The following is a 26725-nucleotide window of genomic DNA, read 5'->3' on the forward strand; positions in this document are numbered from 1 at the left end:
GCTTATTCGGCGAGCAGGCGGAATTCAGCGGCGAGGCGGTCGGCGTTCCACGTGCTGCCTTCCGGGGTGCGGAAGCCGACGCGGTTCAAACCGTCGACCACTTCCTGCAACTCCACCGCGCCCGCTTCGAAAACTTTCTCGAGCGCATCGCCAAAGTCGTTTTCGTATTGCGTCGGCTCGGCCTTACGCGTCTGCCAGATGAAGTTCTCGGTCTCGCCCGGCTTTTCGATCACCCCCTTGCCGGCGACGTTGTTCGGCTGCGGCGCGAGCCACGGCTTCAGGAAGGGATTGAAATTCACGATTTGCTCTCGCATGTCATTCCACCTTGATCTGGATTTCTTCGCCGGCGAGACGCACCGAGTACATCTTCAGGTCGCGGCCACCGGGCTCTTTCAAGCATTTGCCGGTCGGGATATGGAACACGGCCTCGTGCAGCGGGCACTCGACGGTGTCGCCGTCGACAAAGCCCTGCGTCAGCAACGCGTACGCATGGGGGCAGACGTTTTCCAGCGCGTACAGCGCATCGCCCACCTTGTAGATGCCGATCTCCGTGCCGTCGAGTTTGAACTCGAGCGGCGCGTCATCGGACAGGTCGCCGGCATGGCCGGCGCAGCGCCATTGTTCAGTCATTTCTCGCCTTCTCCTGAAGCCTTATGTTCCATACAAGGAACATCAGTTCGTGTATGGATAATTATAGGAGCGGCTTCGACCAGAGAAAATAAAAATCTGGACTGGTAGGGGAAAACACCGAGTGTGGCGCTCTCAACACAGCATCGCGCGAGGTGGCGCGAACGGCTACGACACGCGCCGAGCAGTGCAGGGCTTGGGTTTGAGCCAAATTTTCCGATGAATCCGGCCACCCTTATACGGGTTTGTACGGGGTTCGAAAATTTATTTTGACTACTCTCAGACTCACTATAATTTTCCATAGGCGATACAAACGCCCATAGGTGGAACATAAAGCGTAGCAGTTTTGGCGCATAAACCCCAGAGCTGCATTCAACCCAAAGCAAGGATCAGGGACGACGAATCCGGCGAGAGCTATCCGTCGTGTGATCAGGAGAACCAACGGTGAAGCACATCATTGCGGCCGGCTTGACGGCAATCTGCGCAACGACAGGCGCATGGGCGCAGAGCAGTGTGACGCTATACGGCAGCCTGGATGCCGGTGTCGCGTATATCAGCAATGTAGGCGGCCATTCGAAGTGGATGGAAGAACAGGGCAACATGCAGCCTGACCGCTGGGGCCTGAAGGGGGTGGAAGATCTGGGCGGCGGCCTGAAAGCAGTCTTCCAGTTGGAAAACGGCTTCTATACGAACACCGGCGCGTTCGCTAAACCCGGCGTGCTGTTCAATCGCCAGGCGTTTGTCGGCCTGAGTTCGGACACGATCGGCACGGTGACGCTCGGTCATCAGACGCCGTTCAGCTTCGACGTGTTGGGTCCGCTGAGCACGGCCTATCTGGCGGCCAGCTGGTACGCGTTCCACCCGGGCAATATCGACGAGCTCGCTGACACGGGCGTGGTGCCGTTCGACAATTCGGTGAAATTCCGCTCGGCGAGTTTCAGCGGCTTCCAGGTTGGCGCGATGATGGGTCTCGGCAACACGACCAACTTCTCGACCGGCAAGACCTTGAGCTTCGCGCTTAGCTATGCGAACGGTCCGTTCAAGGCCGGCGCGACGTATGCGAACGAGCACAATCGCACACCGTCGATCGTCACGACGGGCATCACCAACTTCCAGGGCGTGCCTGCGGCCAACTACACCGCGGACAAGGTCGAAAACATGGGCGCGGGCGCGTCATACCAGTTCGGCAAGCTGCTGGTGCACGGTCTGTACACGCGCGTGAAGCTGGAGTCGGGCGGACACTCGGACACGTATCAGAGCTACGACGTCGGCGCGAATTATCAGTTCACGCCATTCAACAGCGTGGCCGGCGGCGCTGCCACGACGACATTGGCGGGGCATCGCTGGACGCAGTTCGAGATCGGCGATATCTACGCGCTGTCGAAGTCGACGCAGTTGTATGTGAATGCGCTGTACGAGCGCGCCGGCTCGAATACGGATGCGGCGTTCTTTACGGCGGGTGTGTCGAGTGGACGGAACCAGACGATCATTCTGACCGGCATCCATCACTCGTTCTGAGGTTCTGCTGAAACCGCGATGTGGAGCATGCAGTCCGGCCGCAATCGCAGCCGGACTAGCGCTGAAGTGAATGCGGAAGTAGAGGCGGAATCAACCGGCCGCCACCGACTTGCGGCGAGCCTGAACCGCAGTCGGATCATCCGGGCGCGGCCGGTAGCTGAGTCGCTCGGACAGTTCGAGCGCCGCCTGGCAAACCGCGATGATGAGCGGCTCGCGCTCTTCGGCTTCGCCGATATCCGAACGTGGAATCGTCACGGTCAACGCCGCTGCGATCTTGCCGCTCTGCTCGCGCACCGGCGCGCTCACCACCGAAATACCTCGCTCGAACGACGCTTCGCTCAACGCATAACCGAGCGCCGCGCTCTCGCGCACTCTTTCGTACAGTTCTTCGACGGTGGCCGGCGTGCGTTCGGTGAAACGTTCCAGTTGCGGCTCCGGATACAACTGACGCAACTCCTCGAAGCTCAGATCGCCCATCAATACCTGACCGTGGACCGTCGCATGCGCCGGCAAACGCGTGCCGACATGCACCTTGACCGAACTGAACATCGGCGCATGGGTTTGCGCCTTGGCAACGAACACCACGTCGCGCTGATCACGGATCAGCAGATGCGTGCTCAGACCCGTGGCGTCACGCAGGCGCTCGAGAATCGGCGTGCCGACATCGGTCAATTCGAGCGAACTCAGATATTCGAAGCCGAGCCTCAACACCGCGACGCTCAGGCGGAAATAGCGGTCGCCGTTGACGCGCTCGAGAAAGCCGAGCGCTTCGAGCGTCTGCAATAAACGGAACGTGGTGGTGCGCGGAATGCCAATGCGCTTCGACAATTCGGGCGCGCCAAGCACCGGCTCACGCGCGCTGAATTCCGCCAGAATGCGCAGGCCGCGCTCGAGGCCCGGCACGAGATAAGTCGATCCGCCGGCGCTCTCTTCGTCGGTGGAATCCGGGGACTCGGCGTCGTTCGCCTGGGCCGGCGGCAACGCGCCGTCCTGCGAAATCGAGGCGGCCGCACCGCGTGGCTTTGCGTGCTTGCGTCCCACTCCTGTCTGCTCTTCTTTTGCCATCTTGGCTGCCGTTTCTGCTGTTCATCAAGGTCAGATCAGCATGATAGCGCGTGGCGCGCGCCGCCCTCACCGCCTTCGCTATTTCTTGCACGACGCCGTGGCCGCAAGCCGTGCGATCGTCGACCAACGCGACACGCGCGCGCTATGCCGGGTCGTGCGCCGGGTCGTGGTTAACCATGCCATTTGCTGCACCGCCACCATTTCGTGCGGTGCTATGCTTTGAAGCGGTCCATTGCGCGAGGTCTCGCTGCCGCGCATTCGCTCCGCCCAGGCGTCCGGAGGCCATGCTCATGTCCGATTCCATTCAGATTCAGGTTGCCGACTCGCACCTTTATCCGGGCTGCGCGGTGCGCATCGCGCACTTGCCCGAGCCGGCCCGGGGGGCAGCCGCCGTCGTCGAATTCGCGGATGGTTCCGGCGCCAACGCCACGTGCCACCGCCGAGCGCTCGACGAACTCGAATTGATGGTCGATCGCTATGCCACGCAAAAGCGTCACCCAGTCGATACGCGGCATTGGCTTCTGCTTGCCGTCGACGCCACGCATAACAGTTGGCGCGTGAAGCGCCGGCTGCCTTAGTCTGCATCTCTCGCCGCTTCGAATCCGCAACCGGTGCCGCGCGCACGCCGCTCCGAGCGGCGCTCTAGTGCCCGTCACAGCCACTTCGGAACCTACCGATGACCGACCACGACTCCACTCTGCCGCCGAACGCCGACAACGCCGATAACGCCCCCGACGACCCCGACCGCCGCCGAGTCCTGACCGGCCTGGCAGCGGTCGGTATCGGACTGGCGCTGACGGGCTGCAAAACCGACCAAAGCATGTCGAGCACTGGCGCGCCGCGCAGCGCTGCCGACTTGCGGCTCGACGCCGCGCTTCACGATCAGGTCAAGCACATCGTAGTGATCTACGCGGAGAACCGCAGCTTCGCGAACCTGTACGGCAATTTCCCCGGCGTCCAGCATCCGCTCGATGCCGTGAGCGCCGAGCGCTATCTGCAACTCGACCGCGACGGCAAAACGCCGCTGCCGCGCTTGCCGGCCATCTGGGGCGGCCTCGTGCCGCAAGCCCAGGAAGTGGACGGCAAGCGCTACATGATCGGCCAGAAGGATATCGTCAACCTGCATAACCGCCCGTTCCATATTGCCGACGCGCAGGGCGCGCCGCTGCCGACCGGCGTGATCACACGCGATCTGGTGCATCGCTTCTATCAGAACCAGATGCAGATCAATGCCGGCCGCAACAACCAGTTCGCCGCATGGGGAGATTCCGGCGGCCTGGTGATGGGGCACTACCGCAATTCCGCCGACACGCTGCGTCTGTGGAATCTCGCGCAGCAGTACACGGTGTGCGACAACTTCTTCATGGCCGCCTTCGGCGGCTCGTGGCTGAACCACATCTTTCTGATCTCGGCGCAGGCGCCGTTCTATCCCGACATCCAGAACAGCCCGGCGAAGAAGATGGTGTCGGTGGTCGACGGCGACGATCCGACCGGTACGCGGTTGAAGCAGTCGGAAGAGTCGCCCGCCTCCGCACTCGACGGCCCGCCGAAATTCGTCAACGACGGCGCGTTCACCGCCGACGGCTACGCCGTCAACACCATGGCGCCGCCGTATCAGCCGAGCAACGTGCGGCCGGCCGAAGGCGGCAATCCGGCCTTCGCGGACCTGTCGAATCCGCGCGTGCTGCCGCCGCAGAATTACGCGACGATCGGCGACCGTCTAACGGACAAGGGTGTCGACTGGGCGTGGTACAGCGGCGCCTGGCAGTACGCGTTGGAGCATCAGGATACGGGCGCGGTGCCCGACTTCCAGTATCACCACCAGCCGTTCAACTACTTCACCAACTACGCGCCGGGCACGGCGGCACGGCGCAAGTATCTCCGCGATGGTGGCCTCGGCAACGACGCGTCGACCAACCATCTGATCGCGGATATCGATGCAGGACGCTTACCGGCAGTCGCGTTCTACAAGCCGCAAGGCGATCTGAACATGCACGCGGGTTACGCGGACGTCGAGTCGGGCGACCGCCACATCGCGACGGTGATCGAGCATATCCAACGCGGGCCGCAGTGGGCGAACACGGTCGTGATCGTCACCGTCGACGAGAACGGCGGCTGGTGGGACCACGTGTCGCCGCCGAAGGGCGATCGCTGGGGTCCGGGCTCGCGGATTCCCGCGCTGGTGATATCGCCGCTGGCGAAGAAGGGTTACGTCGATCACACGGTGTACGACACCAATTCGATTCTTCGACTGATCAGCCGTGTGCACGGCCTCGCGCCGCTCGACGGTGTGGTGGCGCGCGATCGCGCATTCGCGAGCAATGGGCTCGCGCCGCTGGGCGATTTGACAGCGCCGTTGGATCTGGCTTGAAGGTTCGAGAGTTCGTGAGAGTTGAAACGCCTGCGGCCGCGCCGCCGGCGTTTCAGCACAAACTACTGCGCGACGCCATGCAGCTTGGCGATCACCGCATCTGAAATCTGCTGCGCCGTCTTCTTGATCGTCTTCTTCTCGTCACCGCTCGCCATCACGAACTTGGCGGCGATCACGTACGGATTCAGTTTGATGACCGCGCCCGGCATGCCCTTGCTGTCGGCTTCGTCGACGGCCTGATACAGCGGCGGCAAATCAGGTGCCCCGAGACTATCGCACGACACCGCCACCTGGATGTCGTTCTGGCCCGCGCCGAAACCCACCATGGCACGCCTGAGGCGATTGCCATCATCAACGCTCAGAAACACGCCGCGCACTTGCCAACCGACAGCCGGCAACGGCTGACCCGGCGCACTGCGGCGCGCATCGACACCAGCCTTCTTCAGATCGTCCGTCAGCGCGTCCGCCATTTCGTCCACGATGTGTTTGGCGTGGTCCTGAGGATTTTTGTCCTGCCCCATCGGTCCCGGTCCGCTCGGCAGCAAACCGCGCAGGCGGCGCGCGCGTTGGCCCGGTCCGCTGTCCGGCGTCACGTTCGCCACGTCCAGATCGAAGTCGGCTACATAGACGATCGGCACCGGCGCGGCGAACGGTGCGCTGTCCGCCGCGGCGCTGACGGCGGCCACCGCGCTCAGGCATCCCGCGATCACCGCGCATTGCAGAAATCGACTCAGCATGGCATGCCTCCGCGAACGTCAACAGGACGCGGCTATCGTACAGCCGTACGCATCGGGCGTCCGTTTTTTCGTGCCTGATCGTCATACGTTTTGCCTTGCATAACACGCTTTGCGGCGTAGACTGGTAAAGCCAACTTCGCACTTTGTACGGAACCCGCCATGCGACTGACCATCCTCATCAACGGTTCCGATCCCACCGTCAGCCATGACTACGCTGTGCTATGGCTCGATACCGACGAACACCGGTGGTCGAGAGAAGCACATCAAGGGATCGATCTGCCCCCCTGGGGCGAGTTACACGACGATAACGGTGTGACGACCCTCTGTGCGCCCAGCACGGATGCGCCGTTGTGCACGCTGCGCGGATTGCACGTGGACCGCAAGCAGCGCGTGAGCGCCGCGCAAGGCGCCGCAGCATGGACTGCCCTGCCGACGCGCGCGACGACCAGCGGCTTCTGGCGTCTGCAAGCAGTGGACCGCCAACAGGTCCGCGCTGAACACAGCGTATTCGGCAATTAAGTTTCCACACCCTTTTTTATCGGTCGAATTTTCCGTGCGCGAGCGGCGCTTCGCTAGCGCATGGGTACATTCGTATGCGCGTTCGTGCGCACTTTTTTTCGATTGCCGCTTTCGTCTCCTGCGCATTTAAGCTCGCCTTAAGTTTGCGTGCGTAGAGTTGGAAGTCCACGCATTAGGGTCGCTGCAAGGCGGCCCGTTTTTTTTGGTGCGGCGCGATGTGGTCGCAACGCTATACTTGCGCCCCCATCCCTCGACTGACTGACACATGAAGAAGTGGTTTGCCTGTCTGTTGTTCGCCGTTGCCGCTCACGCTAGCGCAGCGCCTTCCTGCACCCAATTCACACCGAATGCGCAATGGCCGGTTCTGAGCAATCAGAAGATGGCCCCGAAAACGCGCATGCTTTGCTATAGCGATTTCGCGGTTTTGCATTCGGGCATCACGCACGGTCCGCTGTGGTCCGCCGAGCATCTGACGCGCGACCATATCGAAGCCGCCAAAGACATGGTGCGCACCAACAAGTTCTTCGAAGACGCGCGTCTGCCGGACGGCGAAGGCGCCACGCTCGCGGACTACAAGCGCAGCGGGTTCGATCGCGGTCATATGAGCCCGGCGGGTAATCGCTGGAATCAGGAGGCGATGGCACAATCGTTCTCACTGGCCAACGTCGTGCCGCAAAACCGCGAGAACAACCAGCGTCTGTGGGCGCGCATTGAAACCTCGGTGCGCAAGATCGCCGTGTCGTACGACGATACCTATGTCGTCACCGGCCCGATCTTCAACGGCCAGCAGTTGCAGACCATTGGACCAACGCGCGTGTTCGTGCCGACGCAGTTGTTCAAGGTGGTCTACGTACCGTCGCGGAAGCTGGCGTTCGCCGTGGTGGTGGACAACGTCTCGACCAGCCGTTACGCCATCAAGACGATTCACGAACTCGAAGCAGCATCGGGCATCCGTTTTCCGGGCATTCCGGAGAACCTCAAAGATCAGCGACCGGGAGGACTGAAAGGTGTTTAAACCCTATTCGAACGACGACGATGTGCTGAACATTCAGGGCGATGCGTTGACCGTGAGTAACGGTACGACGCGCATCGTGCTGAATGGCACGCTGGAACTGACGCAGGATCAGCGCGGATTGAAGGCGGCGCTGGCACTCAAGGAAGCAGTGGATGCGATCGTGACCAGCTTGCAGGCGCAGAGCAATTTGCCCGCGAAAGTGAAGGATGAACCGGATGCGAAACCGGGGGTCGTCCAGAACCCGTTTCAATGACGCGCTAACTTAGCGCAGTCATGCGGAGGCGCGAAGACGTTCGCCGCCTTCGCCTTTCGCACGCGGTCTCACGTTTCGGAATACCCCTGCTAGCGCATCGTCGTATCCGGCACCGTTCACCGCCGTGGGCCGCGTAGCTGAAACTGCTTCGGGATCCCCAATATGTTTCAGCGGTTACGTTTTGTCACCACACCGTCGTCAACTCCTGTCTCCCCGCCAACGTTAAACCGGCAGCGCTGAAACATTTCAGCCGCGATACAAGAATCAACCAGGAATCAACCGGTTAACCAGGAGTTAAACCATGAAGACGCTTTTCGCCGCTCTCGCTTCCGCTCTGCTCGTGTCGACCGCTTTCGCTCAAACGGCCGCACCGTCCACCACACAAGCCGCCCAGCCCGCGCAGACGCAGCCCGCTGGCCAGGCGAACCTGAAGGCGAGCACCGCCGTGCAAACGGGCGCCACGGACGAAGGCGCCGCGGCAACGAAAGCGCCGGCCAAAGCCGCCACCAAAGCGCAAGTGAAGAAGACTTCCGCCCATCACACGGCAAAAGCCCACAAGACCACCAAGAAAGCCGCGGCAGAAACGAGCGCCGCCAAGACTAAAACGGAGAGCGCGAAAGAGGCCAGCAATGCCCCGGTGAAAACCGACGGCGCAAAGACCGACACGACGAAAACGCAATAACACGTGATCGGTTCCGGCACGCACCGGCCAGGCATGTATAGGTAATCGAAGCCGAATGTGCCGTTCAGGGAGGGCGAGTCATATGACTCGCCTTTTTTCGTGCGCGTTTCGGATCGCGTCGAGTTCTTGCACGTTAAGGGCGCCGTATGATTTTTCCAACGAACACCCCAATTTTTGCACCGCGTTTACCCGCAGACGTCTAATCTGAAGCTGTCTTGATCAACCATGGCGTCGACGAACGCCGCATCACATGGCTCTCACACAATCAATCGACAGTTTTGCCACTCAGCCGCTCAACGAGCCGCACGTTCAACGCAACAACGTCATTCCCTTTCCCGCGACGCGCGTCCGCTTGCAGGTAACCCTGCCGCACCGATCGTACGAACTTCCCGGCACCCAGCTTCGCGTCCTGCTCCATTCTCCTCTCGGTGTCTACGTCGTCTCCACAGAAGCGGTCCGCCAGGAAATCCGCGTGCAGCTCGACATTGCCCCCGACGACCTCGACTTCACGCTGCACACGCTGATCTCGACACTTCCCGCCGCGACGATCGGGCCATTGAAGCGCCGCAGCGCGGCCGCAAAGGCGCGCTAATCATGTTCTCAGGTATCTGGTTGCCCATCGTTACGCCGCTGCGTAACGGCGAAGTCGATATCGACTCATTGCAGCGCCTCGCGGAATACTACTTGCGCACGGAGATCAGCGGCATTGTCGCGTTGAGCACGACGGGCGAAGCCGCCTTGTTACAGGAAGCCGAGCGCCTCACCGTATTGCAGGCGCTGACCGAAGTGACCGGCTCCCGTCTACCGATGCTGATCGGCGTCGGCGGGTCGAACACACGCGACGTCCTGCACGATATTCAGCGCTATGAGCGCTGGGAGTGCGCGGGCTATCTGGTCTCCGCGCCGTCATACGTGTGTCCGGATCAGGCAGGCGTGCAATGGCACTTCGAGCAGGCCGCGCTCGCCACCGAGCGCCCCATCGTCCTGTACGACGTGCCGCACCGAACCGGCGTGACGATCGCGCCGGATACCGTCGCGCGACTCATCGAGTGCGGCAACATCGTCGCGATCAAGGAGTGCGTGAAGGAGCATTTCGACAAATTGAGCGCCCTGCCGATCAACGTCCTGTGCGGCACGGACGAAGCCTTGGACGATTGTCTGCATCACGGCGGAACAGGCGGCATTCTGGCCAGCGCTCACGTCTGTGCGGATCTGCTGGTCGCGTACCAGGACCTGCTCGGGGCTGAACGCGAGGTGGACGCGCGCAATCTGTTCGCCAGCTTGCTGCCCGTCTTGCGGCTCCTGTTCGCCGCGCCGAATCCGTCCGCAATCAAAGCCATGCTGGCCTTCGATCATGCGCTCAGCGACGAAACACGCATGCCGATCTCGCGCGCTTCGGCGCAACTCGTCGATCGTCTGAGCACCGCGCGCGACAGGCTGCAGGATTTGCGTGCCGAGTTTGCCGGCGTGATGAACTAGCGCACTCCCATTCGATCTCTCCTCACTGCGCCGCGAATGAGTACTTCATTCGCGGCGCAAGCTTGCGTAAAAACGCTGCATATTCAGCGCGACGCGGTGCGCATAGCCGCGCCCGCCGCCGCTGTAGCGAAACAACGCGGCATCGATATCGCCGTCGCTCTCGTCGAGATAGCGGCGCAGAATGGTCGAGCCGATCCGCACATTGATTGCCGGATCGGACAGATCGGTTGCGCCCGCGATCAATTGCGGATGTGCGGCGGGCAGGATCTGCATGAGCCCTCGCGCGCCCGCGACGCTGACCGCATGGCGATCGAAGCTCGATTCAACCGCCATCACCGCAAGCAGCAAGACGGGCGAGATCGCGTGGCGATCGGATTCGATCAGCACGGCGCGCGCGATCTTCAGCGATTCCATTGGCGCCACGCGAAATTGCGCGCGCAACACGGCGGTGATATCGCTGAGAGCCGGCAAGCTGGTTTCTGAAGTCGCCTCGCTCGCAACGATGGGTGCCTGTGCAACCGGCTGAGCGTCAGCGGCATGCGCGGCAGTGGCGCATGAGACGAAGATCGCCACAAGCATGATCGTCAAGCCGGATACCGGATAGCGGCCGACTTTTCGTTGTACTGGCACACCATCCAGAACACCATTTCCATGCATATTTTCGCTTCCTGACCGGGGTGTCTCGACCTTACCGGGCTGGATGTAGCGAATCGCAAAAGAAACAGGGGCGTGCCGTAAAAAGCTTATAAAGATTTCAGCGTCGCGTAGTGGATTGCGGCGGCCGTATACATCTCTTTTGCGCCGGGCAACGCGTTATTGAGCCGTTCGATATGGCGGAAATGTCAGACTCCAATGATCGATCATCGGAAAGTCATCATGTCCAGTCTGAACATCCGCCAGCACGCCGCCGTTTCGCTAGATGACACCAGCGACACGCCGCAACGCGCATCGCTCGCCGGGCGGAAGACGGCTCGTCAGCGCACGCTTGCGCTGACCGTCGCGAGCAGCGCCATCGCGGCCATCGCTATCGCGGTGGGCTTGCCGTCGATGGGTATCGCGGTCTATCTGGCCGCCACGCTGCCGTTTGCCTTCTTCTCGTGAGCAAGGCGAAAGAAAAAAAGCAAAAGCACAGCAATCAATCCGCAGCGGGATTCAACTCCGCCAGCGCGCCAAGTTTTTGCACATCGGTGATTTCGATTTCCGCATAGCCGAGTTTCAGTGCGCCTTGTGTTTCGAACTGCTTCAACACCTGGTTGATCGTTTGCCGGGAGAGCGCCAGCATCATCGCGAGATCTTCTTGCGGGACTTTGAGCACGCGCCGCAATGCACCGGGCTCGCCGTAGCCGCCTGCCATCAATAACAAGCGGCGCGCCACGCGTTGCGCGGCGGGCAGCAATGCGGCCTCTTCGATCGCGTCGAACGCAAGACGCAGCTTTTGCGTCAACAGCAAACCGAATAGATGCCAATAGGCGGGCGTGCGTTCGAGCAGCGCGGCGAGTGCGGCGCGCGGCACATGAAACAGCTCGGAATCGCGTTCGGCATACGCGTCATGGGTTCGCGGCCGGTTGTCGAACAGCGCGATCTCGCCGAACCAGTTCCCCGGATCGATGACGGCAAGCAAGGCCTCCTTGCCCGCCGAACTGGCCGCGCCGATTCTCATCAGGCCATCGAGCACACAATAGAGGCCATCATCGGAATCGCCGCGCGTGAAAAGTCGCTGACCGGCAGCGAGACGTTCGACACGCCCCGCTTCGATCAACTGCGCCTGCATCGCGGGCGGCGCCGAGCGAAACCACGCGCTGCGCCCAAGCAACGCGGCAAGCTCATTCGATGGAAAACTCGCTGTCATAGAACGGCACTCATGCCCGATTGTCGGCTACCCGATGGTTTCAAATTCCGCTGCCCGCGATTATGCTGACTTTGAAGGAGGAGCGGCATCCATGAGAACGCTGACGCAACAGCTTACGCAATACGCGGCCTACCATCGTGACCGGCGCAATATCGCCACGCACTTCGTCGGCATTCCGATGATCGTGCTGGCCTTGGCGGTGTTATTGAGCCGGCCTGCTTTCGCTGTCGGCGCGTGGCCGCTGACCTTGTCGCCGGCGTGGGTGTTATTCGTCGCGGCAACGCTGTATTACCTCGTGCTCGACGTGCCGCTCGGCGTGATGATGGCGTTCGTGTCCGCACTCTGCGTCGCGCTCGGCCAGTGGACGGCCACGCAATCCACGTTCGCGTGGCTCGTGATCGGCGTCGGGCTCTTTCTGGTCGGCTGGGTGTTTCAGTTCATCGGACACGTTGCCTACGAACATCGCAAGCCGGCCTTTGTCGATGATGTGATCGGCCTGCTGATCGGACCGCTGTTCGTGCTGGCCGAAGCGTTGTTCGGCTTCGGCTGGCGGCCCGCGCTACGCGAAGCGATCGAAGCGCAAGTCGGTCCGACGCGTATCAATGCTGACCGTACCGCGCCACATCGCTGAAGCGCGCCGCCCGCTTCATCGACTGCACGGTCGATCCGAATCAACCCAACTCAGTTCGGCGCGAAGCGAACGAGGCGCACGCTATGCAATGCCGTCAACGCGACCGCGATCCAGATGGGAATGTAGGTGGCCAACTGTCCCGCGCTCAACGTTTCACCGAGCAACGTGATCGAGATCAGCACCAGCAGCACCGGCTCGACGTAGCCGAGAATGCCGAACAACGCGACCGGCAACAACCGGCTCGCCTTGAGATACGACGCCAGCGCAATGGTGCTCAGTGCGCCGAGGCCAGGCAACAATAGACACCACATGTCAAGACGGCCGGAGATCATCGGCAGCGAGCCACCGCTGATCACGAACACGATTGCCGGCGGCAACAGCAGCACCATCTCCACGGTGAACATGGCGAGCGAATCGTGATTGATTTTGCGGCGCAACACGAAATATGGCGGATAGCCGAGCGCGACGAGCAAGGTCGGCCACGAAAACGCGCCCGTGATCCACAGCTCATGTGCGACGCCTGCCGCCGCGAACGCAACGGCCCACCACTGCAATCCGTCGAGGCGCTCGTGGTAGTAGAAACGCCCGACGAGCACCATCACCAGCGGCAGCAGGAAATAGCCGAGCGAGACGTCGAGCATCCGGCCGTGCAGCGGCGCCCATAGAAAGACCCACAGTTGCGCGCCGAGCAAGGCCGCGCTTACGATCATCGCGGCGCCGAGTGTCGGCTCGGTCACCATGCGGTAAAGAAGTTGCCGGAGAATCGGCAGGCGCTTTCGCAACGCCACCAGCAGTAGCGCGCCCGGCACAGTCCAGACGATGCGCCACGCGAAAATATCGAGGCCGTTCAGCGGCGCGAGCAGTGTGGCGTAAGCGGACAGTAAAGCAAACATCGTCGATGCGCAGACCGACAACGCGATGCCGCGCTTTGGGTCATACTGGTTCATCGAGCGCCCCGTTGGGCAAGCGCGTCGACGTGCAAGACAGGCGCGTGTGCAGGCAGATATGTTTGTAGCGCAGCATTCAATCGCGCAGCGTTCGTTGTTGTCATTAGAAGTGAGGTCTCACAAGCGGGCAGTGCGTATCCGGCACTGCGTTTTTTTGTCTTCGATAAGCGACGCAAAGGCGGCATTCTAGACGGGTTATCCGTTCGCGACTCCGCATGGTTTCGTCGGCGGGCTGAAATTATTCCGTGCGCATCGCGCGTCGATGGACTAGAACATAACTTCACGTGCGGCCAACAACGCCGGGCTTTTCACCGGCAACGCCGCACATCATCTCGCGCCAAGCGGCTCAAGCGCGAATCTTGCTACTTAGTCTTGCGACGCTGTTTGCATCACCGTTCGCAACGCCCTGCAGGAAGTCCCCTTGGGGGACGGCATGTGCAGCATCCATGAGCCGGGCCGGCGATGGCAGTCCTACGGACCGAGCCCGCCCTTCTTCTCCGCGGCACGCCTCAACTGCGTTTCATCACGCGTGCCGCCGCCCGGCAGCAATCCCGCTCATCGAATGTGACTACTGGAGCCAGCATGACCCAGCCAGCCCTATCGCACGACGCATCGCCCGACCTACGCTCCGCCTTTGCCGCCGACGTTCGCGCAGGCCTCACCCATACGCCGCAGAAAGAGCTGCCATCGAAGTATCTGTATGACGAAGTGGGCTCCGCGCTGTTCGAAGTGATTACCGTGTTGCCGGAATACGGGGTGACACGCGCCGAGGAACGTCTGCTGACCAGGCACGCCGCGGATATCGTCGCGCATCTGCCGCACGACGTGACGGTCGCGGAACTCGGCAGCGGCAGCGGCCGTAAAACACGGCGCATTCTGGAAGCGCTGTGTAAAAAACGCCCCACTTCTTACTGCCCAATTGAAATTTCGCGCAGCGCATTGCAGTTGTGCAGGCGCGAACTCGGCGACATCGAGCGCATTTCGATTGTCGGCTACGAACGCGATTACCTGGCCGGCCTCGCTGAAGTGAGCAAGCAACGCGCGGCGGACGAGCGGTTACTCGTACTGTTCCTTGGCAGTACGATCGGTAATTTCGGCAGACTCGCGGCGACACGTTTCCTGCGCGATATCCGCAACATGCTCGCTCCCGGCGACGCTTTGCTGCTCGGCACGGACCTGATCAAGCCGACGCCCGTCCTGGTGGCCGCTTACGACGACTCGATCGGCGTCACTGCGTCGTTCAATCTGAACCTGCTGGCGCGCATCAATCGCGAGCTCGACGGCGACTTTCCGCTGGAGGCGTTCGAGCACGTCGCGCGCTTCAACCCGGACGCGCGCAGCATCGAAATGCATCTGCGGGCGAAGCGCGATATCACCGCGCGTGTGGGCGCGGCGCAATTGACGGTGTCGCTCAAGGCGGGCGAAACGATCTGGACCGAGAGCAGCCACAAATATCGCGCGGAAGAAATGCCCGCGATTGCCGACGACGCCGGCTTCGTGTGCAGCCATCAATGGATCGAAGACGAATGGGGTTTTGCGGAGAGCCTGCTGGTGGCGCGTTGAGCGCGGCCGGCCGCTGACTGGGCCGCTGACTGAAGCACGGTCACGCAAACAAGGCGGCGCGCCATCGTGCATGATGGCGCGCCGCCTTTTGATTTTGCGTGTCTTGCGTGTTCTACGTGCGGCCGCTCAGTGCTGTTCGAAACGCTCGTAGCGCTTTTCGGTGGCGCGCTCTTCGCCGGTCACCTCGGTCACGCGCGCCGCCGGCGGCCCGTGACGCAGCCACGACAGCATCCGGTCGACCTGGTTGGCCGAGCCCTGCAACATGGCTTCGACGGAACCGTCGTCGAGATTCGCCACCCATCCCTTGATGCCGAGCGCGTGAGCCTGCCGCACGGTCGCGTGGCGAAAGCCGACGCCTTGCACAGTGCCGCGCACGCGCACGTAATACGTTTCGATCCGCTGGTCCAGATCCGGGGCCATGCCGTCCTCTCTTCGCAAACTTTCAAGCCGGCATTCTAGTCGTGTCGCGGCGAGCTTGCTCGGCAAGCGCGCGTTCAACCGCGTCTCTTTGAAACCGCCCACACGACACACGGCGCGCGCGCCACGTACAATCCGTCGACTGTCATGCAGGGAATGGAAACAGAATGACCGAACAGAATCGCGATCTCGTGCTCGTCACCGGCGCCTCCGGCTTCGTCGGCTCGTCGGTGGCGCGCATCGCGCAACAGAAAGGTTTCAAGGTGCGTGTGCTGGTGCGCGCCACCAGTCCGCGTCAGAACGTCGAGTCGCTGGACGCGGAGATTGTGATCGGCGATATGCGCGACGAAGCGTCGATGCGCAACGCGCTGCGCGGCGTGCGCTATCTGCTGCACGTGGCCGCCGACTATCGCCTGTGGGCGCCTGACCCGAGCGAAATCGAGCGCTCGAACCTCGAAGGCACCGAGGCGACCATGCGCGCGGCGCTGAAGGAAGGCGTCGAGCGCATCGTCTACACGAGCAGCGTAGCCACGCTGAAAGTGACCAGTTCCGGCCAGTCCGCCGATGAAACCGCGCCGCTCAAAGCCGATCAGGCGATCGGCGTGTACAAGCGCAGCAAGGTGCTGGCCGAACGCGCGGTGGAGCGGATGATCGCCGAAGACGGCCTGCCGGCGGTGATCGTCAATCCGTCCACGCCAATCGGACCGCGCGACGTCAAGCCGACGCCGACGGGACGCATCATCGTGGAAGCGGCGCTCGGCAAGATTCCGGCGTTCGTCGACACGGGCCTGAATCTCGTGCATGTGGACGACGTTGCGGCCGGCCATTTCCTCGCGCTCGAACGCGGCAAGATCGGCGAGCGCTATATTCTTGGCGGCGAGAATCTGCCGCTTCAACAGATGCTCGCGGATATCGCGGCGCTGACCGGCCGCAAGGCGCCGACGCTGAGCTTGCCGCGCTGGCCGCTCTACCCGCTCGCCATGGGTGCCGAAGCGGTCGCCAAGATCACGAAACGCGAACCGTTCGTCACCGTCGACGGGTTGAAAATGTCGAAGAACAAGATGTATTTCACGTCGGCGAAAGCGGAACGTGAGCTTGGCTATCGCGCCCGGCCCTATCGCCAGGGCTTGAGCGACGCGCTCGACTGGTTCCGGAAAGCGGGCTATCTGAAGCCGTGATGTCTGCGTGAATAAGCGGCTCGCACCGGGCGATCCGGTGCAGCCGCAAGCATTTTGTTACAACGTCACTGTGTTAGCGACAGGTAAAAGCCTACGCGCAGCAGTTAAAATCGTGGGTCTTACCAGAGAAACCTCGCATGAATCTTCACGAACAGCTCGGCGCACTCGAATTGGGCGTCGATCAGCTCATTCAGGCTGTCGTGGCCCCGCAGGCCGAAAACATCCCCGAGACACCCGTAGAGCACGCTGCGCCGCAAGCGCCGGCGCAGCAGGCCGCGTCCGAATCCAATGCGGAAGCAACTGAGACCGAGGCGGTCGTCGTCGAAGACGAGGCGGCGGCTCCGAAGCTTCAGCCCACGCTCGAAATCAATCGCCCCGCGCAGAACGAGATCACCATGACGATCGGCGGCCAGACGGTCGCGCTGCGCGCGGAGCAGATCGGCCAATTGATCGAAGAGTTGTCGAACGCCCGCGCGTCGATGACGCCGGAACCGCCGCCGGGCATTCCGCCGGGCTGGCGCTTCGTGTCCACGAAAAATCCGGTCATGGCGGTGCAGAAGCAGTCGAACGGCGATCGTTTGCTGGTCATGCGCCACACCGGCCACGGCTGGGTACCGTTCACGTTCTCGCCCGACATGGTGATCCAGCTCTACATGATGCTCACCAAAGGCTGATGTGAAAAAGCGGCGCCGAGAGCGCCGCTTTTCTATTCCGCTGCGATTGCTGACCGCTGCTTCAGCGTTCCTGCACCGGCGCCTGAACCCGCGCCTTCCATTGCCCGCCTTTGCCGCGCCAGTAGCGCACCGCCGACGCAAACGTCGCGCCGACATAGAACAACGCGACCAGCGGCAGAAACGGTGCCCACAGTGGTGAGCGGCGATAATAGCTCAGCATCGGCGCATAAGCGCAGCACATGGCCGCCCACGCGAGCCACGCCGGCCAGCCCGTCGGACCGAGCACCAGTGCGGCCACCGGCGGCATCAGGTAAATGATCGCCATGCCGGCCAGCGTACCCGCCAGCAGCAGCGGCGAGTAATGCAACTGCGTGAAGGCGGTACGCGCGATCATGTTCCAGATCTCACGCCAGCTATCGTACGGACGCAGTGACACGCTGCGCGCCGCCACATCCAGCCGGATCGGATGACGCCCCGTGCCGCGATGCTTGATGCGCGCGGCGAGACTGCAGTCGTCGATCAACTCGGCGCGGATCGACTCGATGCCGCCCGCTTCTTCCAGCGCGCTACGGCGCACGAGCATGCAGCCGCCCGCGGCCGCCGCCGTACGATTGCGCGGATTGTTGACCCACGAGAACGGGTACAGCTTGGCAAAGAAGAAGACGAAGGCCGGAATCAGCGCCTTTTCCCAGAACGAATCGCAGCGCAAACGCACCATCAGCGAGACGAGATCGCGCTGTTCCGCATCCGCACGCGCGACGAGTTGTGCGACCGCGTCGGCGGGATGGCCTATGTCGGCGTCGGTCAACAGAAGGAAGTCCGCGGACAAGCCGAGCGTGCGCACGGCCTCGATACCTTGCGACTGCGCCCACACCTTGCCGGACCAGCCCGGCGGCAGTGGCTTCGCGCTCAGCACGGTCAGACGGTCCGGGCATTGCAGCTGCAACGCGGCCGCGCGAGCGGCGTCGGCGGTGCCGTCGGTGCTGTGGTCGTCGACGACGATCACATGGAATTCGCCTTCGTAGTCCTGCTCAAGCAGCGTGGTGACCGCCTCGGCGATCACATCGACTTCATTGCGGGCCGGTACCACGGCCGCCACCGCCGGCCACGTTGCGCGCGGCTCGATGGTCAGCGGCGCAGCGGGGCGCGCGCGCCAGAAACCGCCGCGCGCAAACAGCAACACACACCAGATCAGCAAGGAGAGACACGAAAGAAGAAACAGAACCACCGCCATTAAGCATTACCCTCGATTGAACGCGCTTGCACGCCGACGCGCCGCGACAGCCACATCACCACGGTGCGGGCCGCGACGACGCACCATTCAAACGTATTGAGCACCGGCCGCTCGTGAAACACGTCGTAGCCCGCCTTCTCGATCCGTTCGAGAAAGCGCAGGCCGCCGTGAACGGCGCCGCACAACTCGAGGCCCAGCCGCCCTGGAATTCGCAACGCGAGCGGCGCGCCGCGCACCAGCGTCTCACGGACGAAGGACACTTCGTGCGCCATGAGCGCCCGCCAGTCTTCGTCGGCGACACCGTTGGCGATGTGCGCCTCGGTCACGTTGAAGCGCCGCATATCGGCGCGCGGCAGGTACACGCGGTCCTTTTTCCAATCGGCGGAGACGTCCAGCCAGAAGCTGATCAACTGCGACGCCGTGCAAATCGCGTCGGCGTCGGCGAGATTCTCCGGCGTGGCCGCGCCGATCAGATGCAGCATCAGATGCCCGAGCGGGTTGGCCGAGTGGCGGCAGTAGTCGAGCAGCGCGGCGCGGTCGGCGTAACGACTGGTGTCGATGTCCTGGCCGCACGCGTGGAGCAGATCGTAGAACGGCGCGAGCGGCAGTTTATACTGTGCGACCACGCCGGCGAGCTTGCCGAACAGCAGCGGATGGACTGGCGCCGCGCGCCGCTCCGCTACCGCGTCGAGGCCCGCGCGGAAGTCGGCGAGACGGGCGTGCCGCTCGGTTGCGCTCCAGTCGCCTTCGTCGGCAATGTCGCCGGCCGTGCGGACAACCTGGTAGATAATGCCGATCGGCGCGCGCAGCGTCTTTGGCAGCAACACGCTCGCGACCGGAAAGTTTTCGTATTGATCGACGTCCATCCAGCGAGCCTCGAAACCCTTTTGTAAGGCGGGCGCCCACGCGCCGCAGGACTACGTAGTTTAAGGGTTCCGTCAAACCGTTGCAGCGTGCAATCATTGCCACATCCGCATTGCCGCAACCAGCCGCTCAGGGCGCCGGGCATCGATCCGCTGCTGCGGCGTCTGCCCAACACCCGCCGGGCGCCGCCGAAGCAAAGCCGGCCTGATAGCGTTAGAATGCGCGTTTGGTTTTGCTGTACCGGCACGTCGCCGGGGCTCAAGACGTCAACTAATTAGATGGTCGCGGCGATAAAGTCATATTTACCGACTTCTTCGAAACCCGCGTCAGTCGGAGTTCGCCAACTTATGCGAGTCATCCTTGCTCAACCCCGCGGCTTTTGTGCGGGTGTTGTTCGCGCAATCGAGATCGTCGATCGCGCGTTACAGCAACACGGCGCACCCGTGTATGTCCGCCACGAGATTGTTCACAATCGCCACGTGGTCGACAATTTGCGCCAGAAGGGCGCGCGCTTCGTCGAGGAACTCGATGAAGTGCCGCAGGGCGCCGTGGCGATTTTCAGCGCTCATGGTGTCGCTCAAACCGTGGAGCGTGACGCGCAAGCGCGGGGTCTCGACGTGCTCGACGCGACCTGCCCGCTGGTCACCAAGGTGCACGTGCAGGGTCGCCAATACGTCAGCGCCGGCCGCACGCTGATTCTGATCGGCCACGCCGGGCATCCGGAAGTGGAAGGCACGATCGGCCAGATTCCAGGCAAGGTGCTGCTGGTGCAGAGTGAGGCCGAGGTCGCGCATCTGGACCTGCCGCTCGACACGCCGCTCGCTTATGTCACGCAGACCACGCTGTCGGTGGACGACACGCGCGGCATTATCGACGCCCTGCTGCGCCGCTTCACCGACATCGTCGGTCCGGATACGCGCGACATCTGCTACGCCACGCAGAACCGCCAGGCAGCGGTGCGTGAGTTGAGCAAACAGGTCGACGTGCTGCTGGTGGTGGGCGCAACCAATAGTTCGAACTCGAACCGGCTGCGCGAAATCGGCAGCGAAAGCGGCGTGGCGAGTTATCTCGTCGCCGACGGTTCGGAAGTGAAGCCGGAATGGTTTGCCAACGTGCAAACGGTCGGCATCACGGCCGGTGCTTCGGCGCCGGAAGAGATGGTCAAAAACGTAATCGATGCGCTGAGCGCATTGGGGCCTGTCGATGTCACGACGATGGCGGGCCGTGAAGAAAAAGTCGAATTCAAGTTGCCATCGAAGCTGATGCAACCACTCGCTGCACGCGAAGTTTAAGGAGGACGTCTTGTCTATTCCGCTGCTACAGAAAGTCCGGGTCGGCGCATACATCATGCGTCAGCATCTGTCCGGGAACAAACGCTACCCGCTCGCCCTGATGCTGGAGCCGCTGTTCCGCTGCAATCTCGCCTGCAATGGCTGCGGCAAGATCGACTATCCGGATCCCATCTTGAATCAGCGTCTGTCGCTGGAAGAATGCCTCGGCGCTGTCGACGAATGCGGCGCGCCGGTGGTGTCGATCGCAGGCGGCGAGCCGTTGCTGCATAAGGAAATGCCGCAGATCGTGAAGGGCATCATCGCGCGCAAGAAGTTCGTGTACCTGTGCACGAACGCGCTGCTGATGGAAAAGAAGATGGACGACTACGAGCCGAATCCTTACTTCGTCTGGTCGGTTCACCTCGACGGCGATCAGCAGGCGCACGATCACTCGGTGTCGCAGGAAGGTGTGTACGACAAGGCTGTCGCCGCCATCAAGGAAGCGAAGCGCCGCGGTTTCCGCGTGAACATCAATTGCACGCTGTTCAACGACGCCGTGCCGGAACGCGTCGCCGCGTTCTTCGACACGCTGGGCCCGATGGGCGTGGACGGCATCACCGTCTCGCCGGGTTATGCGTATGAGCGCGCGCCGGATCAGCAGCACTTCCTGAATCGCGACAAGACCAAGCACCTGTTCCGCGAGATTTTCAAGCGCGGCAACAATGGCAAGAACTGGTCGTTCAGCCAGTCGGGCATGTTCCTCGACTTCCTGGCCGGCAATCAGACTTACGAATGCACGCCGTGGGGCAACCCGGCGCGTACCGTGTTCGGCTGGCAAAAGCCGTGCTATCTGGTCGGCGAAGGTTACGTGAAGACCTTCAAGGAACTGATGGAAACCACGCAGTGGGAAAAATACGGCACGGGTAACTACGAGAAGTGTGCCGACTGCATGGTGCACTGCGGCTTCGAAGCGACCGCCGTGATGGATACGGTGGCGCATCCGCTGAAGGCGCTGAAGGTCAGCCTGCGCGGTCCGAAGACGTCGGGCGCGTTCACCAAGGACATTCCTTTGGATAAGCAGCGTCCGGCCGAGTATGTCTTCTCCCGCCACGTCGAGATCAAGCTGGAAGAGATCAAGGTGTCCGGCAAGGGCAAGAAAGTGCAGACGGCGACGGCGGCACACTGAGCGGTCGAAGGGGCGGTCTAGCACCGCCCCTGGTCGTGAATACAAAAAAGCGCGGTGGCCAGCAAGCCACCGCGCTTTTTTTATACCTCAGGCCTCACGCACGACGTCAGGCCATCAACCGTCACCCCGCGCTGCGCGCATTGTGAGCGGTCAAAAACTTGATCAACCCGTCGATGCCGCCTTTCGAAATCTGATCGGCAAATTGCGTCTGATACACCTGGATCAGCCAGGCGCCCATCATGTTGATGTCGTAGACCTTCCAGCCGGCGGCACCCTTGGTCATGCGATAGTCGATCGCATCATCGCCGCCGTTGCTCAACACATGCGACTGCACGACAACGTCTTTAGCGCCGGCCGGAACGTTGACCGGCAAGAACTTGAACTTCACGTCCTGGTCACGCAGTTGAGACAGCGAGGCCGCGTAAGTGCGCGTGAGCAGCAGCGTAAACTGCTCGTACAGTTGCTTTTGCTGGTCGGGTGTCGCGGTAGCCCAAGCCTTGCCGACCGCGATCCGCGTGGTTCGCTGGAAGTCCGTGGCCGGCAGGAAGCGTGACTCGACCAGTTGGGTGATCTTCGCCATGTCGCCGCCGCGCGCCTGCGGGTCAGCCTTCATCGCGGCCACCGTGCCCTCGACAGCACTTTTTACAACCGCGTCGGGCGCGCTTTGCGCATATGCCGCGGTGGATACCACGGCCGCAGCCAGAAAAGCAGACAGATAACGTTTCATACGCTCGACAGAACCTGAAAGAAGTAAGCGCCGCCGGGCTTGCAAGCACGCAGCGAACGCAGGATAGACCAGTATACCGAGATTGCGTTCCCGCCCCGAAGAGCGTCTGCGGGAGCCGCACTTGCTACCGAACCGGAGACTGAGCCCTCCGGCTCTGTATACTTGTGCACTTTCGTCAAAAACAACAACCGTGATAAGGCCACGTTCGCCTACATGCTGAAGTCATCTATTGTCCGTCTTGTCGCCTATTCAGTGCGTCATCCGATGAGGATCGTCGCGCTGTCGCTCGTGCTCGCCGTTTTGAGCGGTTTCTACGTTGTCTATAACTTCAAGATCAACACGGACATCAGCCGTCTCGTCGAGACGGACAAGCAATGGTCGTCGCTCGAAAATGCCATGGACCAGGCTTTCCCGGATCGCGGTCAAACCGTGCTGGTGGTCGTCGAAGCGCGCGCGCCGGAATACGCCGACGCCGCCGCGCAAGCCCTGACCACGGCGCTCAAGGCCGATCCGAAGGAGTTCGTAGCGGTTTCGCAGCCGGCCGGCGGTCCGTTCTTCGAACACAACGGCCTGCTGTTCCCGTCGACTGACGAAGTCATGTCGACCACCTCGCAGCTCGTCCAGTCGCGCCCGCTCGTCAACGCCCTCGCACACGATCCCAGCCTGACCGGCCTTGCCGGTACGCTGACCACGAGTCTGTTGCTGCCGCTTCAGCTTGGTCAGGTGAAGCTCGGCGACATGAGCCATCTGCTATCGCAAAGCGCGGCTACGCTCGACCGCGTGCTGGCCGGCCAGCCGGCCGCCTTCTCGTGGCGTGCGCTGGTCGACAAGAGCGCGGCCACGGAGCCGGCGCGCGCCTTCGTCATCGTGCAGCCGGTCGTGAACTACGACGCGCTGGAGCCGGGCGCGACGGCCTCGAAGTCGATCCGCGACACCGCCGCCGCACTGCACCTCGACTCGCGCTTCGGCGCCACCGTCCGTCTGACGGGCGAACAGCCGCTCGCCGACGAAGAGTTCGCGTCGGTCAAGGACGGCGCGGTGCTCAACGGCATCGGCACCTTCATCGTCGTGCTGATCATTTTGTGGCTGGCCCTGCGCTCGGGCCGCATGATCGCCGCCGTGTTCATCACGCTGTTCGTCGGACTCGCGATCACCGCGGCGCTCGGCCTGATGCTGGTCGGTGCGCTCAACATGATTTCGGTTGCCTTCATGGTGCTATTCGTCGGGCTCGGGGTCGATTTCGGCGTGCAGTTCGGCGTCAAGTATCGTGAGGAGCGCAATCGCGACAACCGTCTTTCCGCCGCGCTCATGCATACGTCGCACAGTATCGGCGTGCCGCTCACGCTCGCCGCGGTCGCCGTCGCGTTGAGCTTCTTCTCGTTCCTGCCGACGGCTTACCGCGGCGTGTCCGAGTTGGGCGAGATCGCGGGCGTCGGCATGTTCGTCGCGTACTTCACCAACATGACGCTGCTGCCGGCCCTGCTGAAGATCTTCCGGCCGCCCGGCGAAGCCGGTTCGCCAGGCTTCAAGCGGCTCGCGCCCGTCGACGATTTCCTGGACCACCATCGCAAGCCGGTGCTGATCGGCACGCTGATCGTCGTGATCGGCGCCACGCCCTTGCTCACGCATTTGCGCTTCGACTTCAACCCGCTGCATCTGAAGGATCCGCACACGGAGTCGATGGCGACGCTGCTGTCGCTGAAGGATTCGCCGGAAGCGGCGGTCAACAACGTCCATGTGCTGGCACCGTCGCTCGCCGACGCCGACCGCATGGCCGCGCGTCTGCGTACGTTGCCGGAAGTGGGCCGCGTCAATACGCTCGACACCTTCGTTCCCGCCGACCAGCAGCAAAAGCTGATGCTGATTGCGAGCGCCGCGCAGCAGCTATTGCCCGCACTGCAGCAACCACCCGCGCCACAAGCGACGGACGCGGTGCGCGTCGCCGCGCTCAAGCGCGCGTCGAACCAGCTCTCGCTCGCCGCCGACGATCACCCGGGCCCAGGCGCCGCCGAAGCCAAGCATCTGTCCGCCACATTGCAGAAGTTAGCCGCCGCCGATGCGGCCACGCGAGATCGCGCCGAAACCGCGATGTCCGACACGCTGCGCATTGCGCTGAAGCAGTTGGCCAACCTGCTGCAACCCACCGAGATCACCCGCGAGAATCTGCCCAAGGAAATCTCCAAAGGCTGGGTCTCGAAAGACGGCCGCGCCCTCGTCGACATCTCGCCGAAGGTGAAACCCGGCACCGATCCGAACGACGACGTCGTGCTCGCGCACTTCGCCCACGCGGTGAAGAAGGCGGAGCCGGGCGCGATCGGCGGGCCGATTTCGATCCTGCATTCGGCCGACACTATCATCAAGGCGTTCCTGCAGGCCGCCGGCTACGCGCTCGTGTCGATTGCGATCCTGCTGTGGATCGCGCTGCGGCGCATCGGCGACATGCTGCGCACGCTGGTTCCGCTGCTGGTGTCGGCGCTCGTGACGCTCGAGTTGTGCGTGGTATTCGGCATGCCGCTGAACTTTGCGAATATCATCGCTTTGCCGCTAATGCTCGGCGTCGGCGTAGCGTTCAAGATCTACTTCGTGATGGCGTGGCGCCACGGTCAGACTGGCCTCCTGCAGTCGAGCCTGACGCACGCTGTGCTGTTCAGCGCGGCGACCACGGCGACGGCGTTCGGCAGCCTCTGGCTGTCGCACCATCCGGGGACGTCCAGTATGGGGCGCCTGCTGGCGCTCTCGTTGTTCTGCACACTGATCGGCGCAGTGGTGTTTCAACCCGTGTTGATGGGCAAGCCGCGCTCACGTCCCGCGAAGCAAAAAGGAATATAAGCATGAAGCTGCGTAACACCGCGCTGGCACTCGTCGCCATCGGTTTGATTTCTGGCTGCGCCACCGGCCCCGACCGTAAACCCGGCGACCCGCTCGAGCCGATGAACCGGGCCGTGTTCAATTTCAACGACGGATTGGACCGCTACGTCGCCGTTCCGGTGGCGAAGGGTTACCAGAAGGTGACGCCGCAACCGTTGCGCACCGCCGTGAGCAACTTCTTCTCGAATCTGGGCGATCTGACCAATGCCGCGAATGCGCTGCTGCAGTTGAAGATCACCGACGCGACCGAGGACTTCGTCCGTTTCGCGTTCAATTCGACCTTCGGTCTGGGCGGCCTGCTCGATTGGGCGACACCGGCCGGGCTGCCCAAGCATCATCAGGATTTCGGTCTGACGCTGGGTCACTGGGGCATTCCGTCGGGCCCGTATCTAGTCCTGCCGCTGTTCGGACCGAGCACAGTGCGTGACAGCATGGGGCTTATCGTCGACGTGAAGTTCAACCCGCTGAACTACATGGAGCCGGCGGTGCGCAATCCGCTGTACGTGCTGCAGTTCGTGAGCGTGCGCTCCGACCTGCTGGGTGCGTCGGACCTGCTGCAACAGGCTGCCTTGGACAAGTACTCGTTCGTGCGCGACGCCTACACGCAACAACGTCGTGCGCGTCTGCGCGGCACCAGCGACAACGCGGCGCCGCTGCCGAACTATGACGATCAGGGCGATTCCGGCGCCTCGTCGGCGCCCGCAGCGGGCGCGCCGGCAGCAGGCGCTCTGCCCAACTACGCGGATCCGGGCGACGCCGCGGAAGCCCCGAATGCGGCCTCTGGCGCCGCCACGGGCGCCCCGGCAGGCGTGCCCAACTACACCGATCCGGGTGAGACGCCCGCGAGCGGCGCAGCGGGCTCGACGCAGCCGGCCGCGCCGGCTGCGGCACCCAACGGCGCTTCAGGCACGGCCGCACCGACGCCGCCAGCGGCGCCTTCCGCAGCGCCGGCCGACAGCACCCAGCCGGCCTCAGCGCCGGTGACGCAATAAGTATCGGGATTCAGGCGGGGCGCCCAGAACGGGCGCCCCGTAAAGCCGAGCTAGACGC

29 protein-coding genes are annotated in these 26725 nt (G+C 62.7%); 18 read left to right on the forward strand and 11 right to left on the reverse strand.

The genetic code is table 11. The annotated features are described in order from the left end of the window. Positions 1-2 precede the first annotated feature (2 nt). Positions 3-314 carry a recombinase-like helix-turn-helix domain-containing protein gene (locus tag P0D73_RS09900; RefSeq protein WP_408177561.1) on the reverse strand — a complete coding sequence of 104 codons (312 nt, stop codon included), beginning with the start codon at positions 312-314 and terminating at the stop codon, positions 3-5. Between the two features lies 1 nt (position 315). Further along, positions 316-630, reverse strand: a complete 315-nt coding sequence (locus P0D73_RS09905) for a non-heme iron oxygenase ferredoxin subunit (RefSeq protein WP_074289216.1) — start codon at positions 628-630, stop codon at positions 316-318. A gap of 441 nt (positions 631-1071) precedes the next feature. Between P0D73_RS09905 and P0D73_RS09910 the strand changes: the two genes are divergently transcribed. Then, positions 1072-2145 (forward strand): porin, encoded by a 1074-nt coding sequence (locus P0D73_RS09910; RefSeq protein WP_408177562.1) that lies wholly within the window; start codon positions 1072-1074, stop codon positions 2143-2145. Positions 2146-2235: 90 nt separating this feature from the next. Here P0D73_RS09910 and P0D73_RS09915 read toward each other — a convergent pair whose 3' ends face one another. After that, positions 2236-3210 (reverse strand): IclR family transcriptional regulator, encoded by a 975-nt coding sequence (locus P0D73_RS09915; protein ID WP_408431204.1) that lies wholly within the window; start codon positions 3208-3210, stop codon positions 2236-2238. A gap of 290 nt (positions 3211-3500) precedes the next feature. Between P0D73_RS09915 and P0D73_RS09920 the strand changes: the two genes are divergently transcribed. After that, entirely contained in the window at positions 3501-3788 is a 288-nt protein-coding gene (locus P0D73_RS09920; protein ID WP_132379269.1) for a hypothetical protein, read from the forward strand. Between the two features lie 98 nt (positions 3789-3886). Continuing rightward, positions 3887-5581, forward strand: coding sequence for an acid phosphatase (locus P0D73_RS09925; RefSeq protein ID WP_408177564.1), 1695 nt, complete (start codon positions 3887-3889; stop codon positions 5579-5581). A gap of 62 nt (positions 5582-5643) precedes the next feature. Here the strand turns inward: P0D73_RS09925 and P0D73_RS09930 are convergent, their stop codons facing one another. Next, complete coding sequence (locus P0D73_RS09930) at positions 5644-6318, reverse strand: DUF4410 domain-containing protein (RefSeq protein ID WP_408286150.1); 675 nt, start codon at positions 6316-6318, stop codon at positions 5644-5646. 159 nt (positions 6319-6477) lie between these two features. On the opposite strand from P0D73_RS09930, the gene P0D73_RS09935 reads away from it, so the two are divergent. The 6 genes from P0D73_RS09935 to P0D73_RS09960 all read left to right on the forward strand — a co-directional run bounded on the left by P0D73_RS09935 (position 6478) and on the right by P0D73_RS09960 (position 10266). Continuing rightward, complete coding sequence (locus P0D73_RS09935) at positions 6478-6837, forward strand: DUF3564 domain-containing protein (RefSeq protein ID WP_342960212.1); 360 nt, start codon at positions 6478-6480, stop codon at positions 6835-6837. A gap of 265 nt (positions 6838-7102) precedes the next feature. Then, positions 7103-7852, forward strand: a complete 750-nt coding sequence (locus P0D73_RS09940; protein WP_408431206.1) for a DNA/RNA non-specific endonuclease — start codon at positions 7103-7105, stop codon at positions 7850-7852. Beyond that, complete coding sequence (locus P0D73_RS09945) at positions 7845-8105, forward strand: hypothetical protein (protein ID WP_132383314.1); 261 nt, start codon at positions 7845-7847, stop codon at positions 8103-8105. The genes P0D73_RS09940 and P0D73_RS09945 overlap by 8 nt, the downstream gene beginning before the upstream one ends. Positions 8106-8406: 301 nt before the next feature. Continuing rightward, positions 8407-8787, forward strand: a complete 381-nt coding sequence (locus tag P0D73_RS09950) for a hypothetical protein (RefSeq protein WP_408286147.1) — start codon at positions 8407-8409, stop codon at positions 8785-8787. Between the two features lie 250 nt (positions 8788-9037). Next, positions 9038-9379 carry a hypothetical protein gene (locus P0D73_RS09955; RefSeq protein WP_132383318.1) on the forward strand — a complete coding sequence of 114 codons (342 nt, stop codon included), beginning with the start codon at positions 9038-9040 and terminating at the stop codon, positions 9377-9379. A 2-nt stretch (positions 9380-9381) separates the two neighbouring features. Beyond that, positions 9382-10266, forward strand: coding sequence for a 4-hydroxy-tetrahydrodipicolinate synthase family protein (locus P0D73_RS09960; protein ID WP_132383320.1), 885 nt, complete (start codon positions 9382-9384; stop codon positions 10264-10266). 45 nt (positions 10267-10311) lie between these two features. Here the strand turns inward: P0D73_RS09960 and P0D73_RS09965 are convergent, their stop codons facing one another. Further along, a complete protein-coding gene (locus P0D73_RS09965) occupies positions 10312-10896 on the reverse strand; it encodes a lytic transglycosylase domain-containing protein (protein ID WP_408431208.1) in 585 nt (194 codons plus the stop codon). A 246-nt stretch (positions 10897-11142) separates the two neighbouring features. On the opposite strand from P0D73_RS09965, the gene P0D73_RS09970 reads away from it, so the two are divergent. Further along, on the forward strand, positions 11143-11367 hold the full coding sequence (locus tag P0D73_RS09970; protein ID WP_408177567.1) for a hypothetical protein: 225 nt from the start codon (positions 11143-11145) through the stop codon (positions 11365-11367). A gap of 34 nt (positions 11368-11401) precedes the next feature. Here the strand turns inward: P0D73_RS09970 and P0D73_RS09975 are convergent, their stop codons facing one another. Continuing rightward, positions 11402-12115, reverse strand: a complete 714-nt coding sequence (locus tag P0D73_RS09975) for a Crp/Fnr family transcriptional regulator (RefSeq protein ID WP_408177568.1) — start codon at positions 12113-12115, stop codon at positions 11402-11404. Between the two features lie 91 nt (positions 12116-12206). Here P0D73_RS09975 and P0D73_RS09980 point away from each other — a divergent pair, with 91 nt between their 5' ends. Continuing rightward, positions 12207-12746, forward strand: a complete 540-nt coding sequence (locus P0D73_RS09980; RefSeq protein WP_408431210.1) for an Mpo1 family 2-hydroxy fatty acid dioxygenase — start codon at positions 12207-12209, stop codon at positions 12744-12746. Positions 12747-12796: 50 nt separating this feature from the next. Here the strand turns inward: P0D73_RS09980 and rarD are convergent, their stop codons facing one another. Continuing rightward, entirely contained in the window at positions 12797-13693 is an 897-nt protein-coding gene (gene rarD, locus P0D73_RS09985) for an EamA family transporter RarD (protein ID WP_408177570.1), read from the reverse strand. A gap of 582 nt (positions 13694-14275) precedes the next feature. Between rarD and egtD the strand changes: the two genes are divergently transcribed. Next, the gene (gene egtD / locus P0D73_RS09990; RefSeq protein WP_132383341.1) at positions 14276-15256 is read left to right on the forward strand and encodes an L-histidine N(alpha)-methyltransferase; all 981 of its coding nucleotides are present in this window, start codon (positions 14276-14278) and stop codon (positions 15254-15256) included. Between the two features lie 126 nt (positions 15257-15382). On the opposite strand, the gene P0D73_RS09995 is transcribed toward egtD, so the two are convergent. Then, on the reverse strand, positions 15383-15676 hold the full coding sequence (locus P0D73_RS09995) for an acylphosphatase (protein WP_063500556.1): 294 nt from the start codon (positions 15674-15676) through the stop codon (positions 15383-15385). Between the two features lie 164 nt (positions 15677-15840). Here P0D73_RS09995 and hpnA point away from each other — a divergent pair, with 164 nt between their 5' ends. Together hpnA and P0D73_RS10005 are read left to right on the forward strand one after the other, a co-directional pair. Further along, positions 15841-16851, forward strand: coding sequence for a hopanoid-associated sugar epimerase (gene hpnA / locus P0D73_RS10000; RefSeq protein ID WP_408431212.1), 1011 nt, complete (start codon positions 15841-15843; stop codon positions 16849-16851). 137 nt (positions 16852-16988) lie between these two features. Continuing rightward, on the forward strand, positions 16989-17525 hold the full coding sequence (locus tag P0D73_RS10005) for a hypothetical protein (RefSeq protein ID WP_132383345.1): 537 nt from the start codon (positions 16989-16991) through the stop codon (positions 17523-17525). A gap of 61 nt (positions 17526-17586) precedes the next feature. On the opposite strand, the gene P0D73_RS10010 is transcribed toward P0D73_RS10005, so the two are convergent. Then, complete coding sequence (locus tag P0D73_RS10010; RefSeq protein ID WP_408284700.1) at positions 17587-18759, reverse strand: glycosyltransferase; 1173 nt, start codon at positions 18757-18759, stop codon at positions 17587-17589. Next, entirely contained in the window at positions 18759-19625 is an 867-nt protein-coding gene (gene hpnC / locus P0D73_RS10015) for a squalene synthase HpnC (RefSeq protein ID WP_408431214.1), read from the reverse strand. The genes P0D73_RS10010 and hpnC overlap by 1 nt, the downstream gene beginning before the upstream one ends. Before the next feature lie 345 nt (positions 19626-19970). Here hpnC and ispH point away from each other — a divergent pair, with 345 nt between their 5' ends. Both ispH and hpnH read left to right on the forward strand, forming a co-directional pair. Continuing rightward, a complete protein-coding gene (ispH, locus tag P0D73_RS10020) occupies positions 19971-20915 on the forward strand; it encodes a 4-hydroxy-3-methylbut-2-enyl diphosphate reductase (protein ID WP_132383351.1) in 945 nt (314 codons plus the stop codon). Between the two features lie 10 nt (positions 20916-20925). After that, positions 20926-22080 carry an adenosyl-hopene transferase HpnH gene (gene hpnH, locus P0D73_RS10025; RefSeq protein ID WP_132383353.1) on the forward strand — a complete coding sequence of 385 codons (1155 nt, stop codon included), beginning with the start codon at positions 20926-20928 and terminating at the stop codon, positions 22078-22080. Between the two features lie 121 nt (positions 22081-22201). Here hpnH and P0D73_RS10030 read toward each other — a convergent pair whose 3' ends face one another. Continuing rightward, positions 22202-22807 (reverse strand): MlaC/ttg2D family ABC transporter substrate-binding protein, encoded by a 606-nt coding sequence (locus tag P0D73_RS10030; RefSeq protein ID WP_132383355.1) that lies wholly within the window; start codon positions 22805-22807, stop codon positions 22202-22204. 213 nt (positions 22808-23020) lie between these two features. On the opposite strand from P0D73_RS10030, the gene hpnN reads away from it, so the two are divergent. Together hpnN and P0D73_RS10040 are read left to right on the forward strand one after the other, a co-directional pair. Then, positions 23021-25636, forward strand: a complete 2616-nt coding sequence (hpnN, locus tag P0D73_RS10035; protein ID WP_408431216.1) for a hopanoid transporter HpnN — start codon at positions 23021-23023, stop codon at positions 25634-25636. 2 nt (positions 25637-25638) lie between these two features. Then, complete coding sequence (locus tag P0D73_RS10040) at positions 25639-26667, forward strand: MlaA family lipoprotein (RefSeq protein ID WP_408284710.1); 1029 nt, start codon at positions 25639-25641, stop codon at positions 26665-26667. Positions 26668-26725: the final 58 nt, after the last annotated feature.

Origin of the sequence: Paraburkholderia sp. RL18-101-BIB-B (assembly GCF_046026985.1) — a bacterium.
Lineage (GTDB): Bacteria > Pseudomonadota > Gammaproteobacteria > Burkholderiales > Burkholderiaceae > Paraburkholderia.

What these genes read in the sequence shown, in the direction of transcription:
- P0D73_RS09900 (WP_408177561.1), bottom strand. Translation starts at nt 314, where the DNA reads ATGCGAGAGCAAATCGTGAATTTCAATCCCTTCCTGAAGCCGTGGCTC.
- P0D73_RS09905 (WP_074289216.1), bottom strand. Translation starts at nt 630, where the DNA reads ATGACTGAACAATGGCGCTGCGCCGGCCATGCCGGCGACCTGTCCGAT.
- P0D73_RS09915 (WP_408431204.1), bottom strand. Translation starts at nt 3,210, where the DNA reads ATGGCAAAAGAAGAGCAGACAGGAGTGGGACGCAAGCACGCAAAGCCA.
- P0D73_RS09920 (WP_132379269.1), top strand. Translation starts at nt 3,501, where the DNA reads ATGTCCGATTCCATTCAGATTCAGGTTGCCGACTCGCACCTTTATCCG.
- P0D73_RS09925 (WP_408177564.1), top strand. Translation starts at nt 3,887, where the DNA reads ATGACCGACCACGACTCCACTCTGCCGCCGAACGCCGACAACGCCGAT.
- P0D73_RS09930 (WP_408286150.1), bottom strand. Translation starts at nt 6,318, where the DNA reads ATGCTGAGTCGATTTCTGCAATGCGCGGTGATCGCGGGATGCCTGAGC.
- P0D73_RS09935 (WP_342960212.1), top strand. Translation starts at nt 6,478, where the DNA reads ATGCGACTGACCATCCTCATCAACGGTTCCGATCCCACCGTCAGCCAT.
- P0D73_RS09940 (WP_408431206.1), top strand. Translation starts at nt 7,103, where the DNA reads ATGAAGAAGTGGTTTGCCTGTCTGTTGTTCGCCGTTGCCGCTCACGCT.
- P0D73_RS09950 (WP_408286147.1), top strand. Translation starts at nt 8,407, where the DNA reads ATGAAGACGCTTTTCGCCGCTCTCGCTTCCGCTCTGCTCGTGTCGACC.
- P0D73_RS09955 (WP_132383318.1), top strand. Translation starts at nt 9,038, where the DNA reads ATGGCTCTCACACAATCAATCGACAGTTTTGCCACTCAGCCGCTCAAC.
- P0D73_RS09960 (WP_132383320.1), top strand. Translation starts at nt 9,382, where the DNA reads ATGTTCTCAGGTATCTGGTTGCCCATCGTTACGCCGCTGCGTAACGGC.
- P0D73_RS09970 (WP_408177567.1), top strand. Translation starts at nt 11,143, where the DNA reads ATGTCCAGTCTGAACATCCGCCAGCACGCCGCCGTTTCGCTAGATGAC.
- P0D73_RS09975 (WP_408177568.1), bottom strand. Translation starts at nt 12,115, where the DNA reads ATGACAGCGAGTTTTCCATCGAATGAGCTTGCCGCGTTGCTTGGGCGC.
- P0D73_RS09980 (WP_408431210.1), top strand. Translation starts at nt 12,207, where the DNA reads ATGAGAACGCTGACGCAACAGCTTACGCAATACGCGGCCTACCATCGT.
- rarD (WP_408177570.1), bottom strand. Translation starts at nt 13,693, where the DNA reads ATGAACCAGTATGACCCAAAGCGCGGCATCGCGTTGTCGGTCTGCGCA.
- egtD (WP_132383341.1), top strand. Translation starts at nt 14,276, where the DNA reads ATGACCCAGCCAGCCCTATCGCACGACGCATCGCCCGACCTACGCTCC.
- P0D73_RS09995 (WP_063500556.1), bottom strand. Translation starts at nt 15,676, where the DNA reads ATGGCCCCGGATCTGGACCAGCGGATCGAAACGTATTACGTGCGCGTG.
- hpnA (WP_408431212.1), top strand. Translation starts at nt 15,841, where the DNA reads ATGACCGAACAGAATCGCGATCTCGTGCTCGTCACCGGCGCCTCCGGC.
- P0D73_RS10005 (WP_132383345.1), top strand. Translation starts at nt 16,989, where the DNA reads ATGAATCTTCACGAACAGCTCGGCGCACTCGAATTGGGCGTCGATCAG.
- P0D73_RS10010 (WP_408284700.1), bottom strand. Translation starts at nt 18,759, where the DNA reads ATGGCGGTGGTTCTGTTTCTTCTTTCGTGTCTCTCCTTGCTGATCTGG.
- hpnC (WP_408431214.1), bottom strand. Translation starts at nt 19,625, where the DNA reads ATGGACGTCGATCAATACGAAAACTTTCCGGTCGCGAGCGTGTTGCTG.
- ispH (WP_132383351.1), top strand. Translation starts at nt 19,971, where the DNA reads ATGCGAGTCATCCTTGCTCAACCCCGCGGCTTTTGTGCGGGTGTTGTT.
- P0D73_RS10030 (WP_132383355.1), bottom strand. Translation starts at nt 22,807, where the DNA reads ATGAAACGTTATCTGTCTGCTTTTCTGGCTGCGGCCGTGGTATCCACC.
- hpnN (WP_408431216.1), top strand. Translation starts at nt 23,021, where the DNA reads ATGCTGAAGTCATCTATTGTCCGTCTTGTCGCCTATTCAGTGCGTCAT.
- P0D73_RS10040 (WP_408284710.1), top strand. Translation starts at nt 25,639, where the DNA reads ATGAAGCTGCGTAACACCGCGCTGGCACTCGTCGCCATCGGTTTGATT.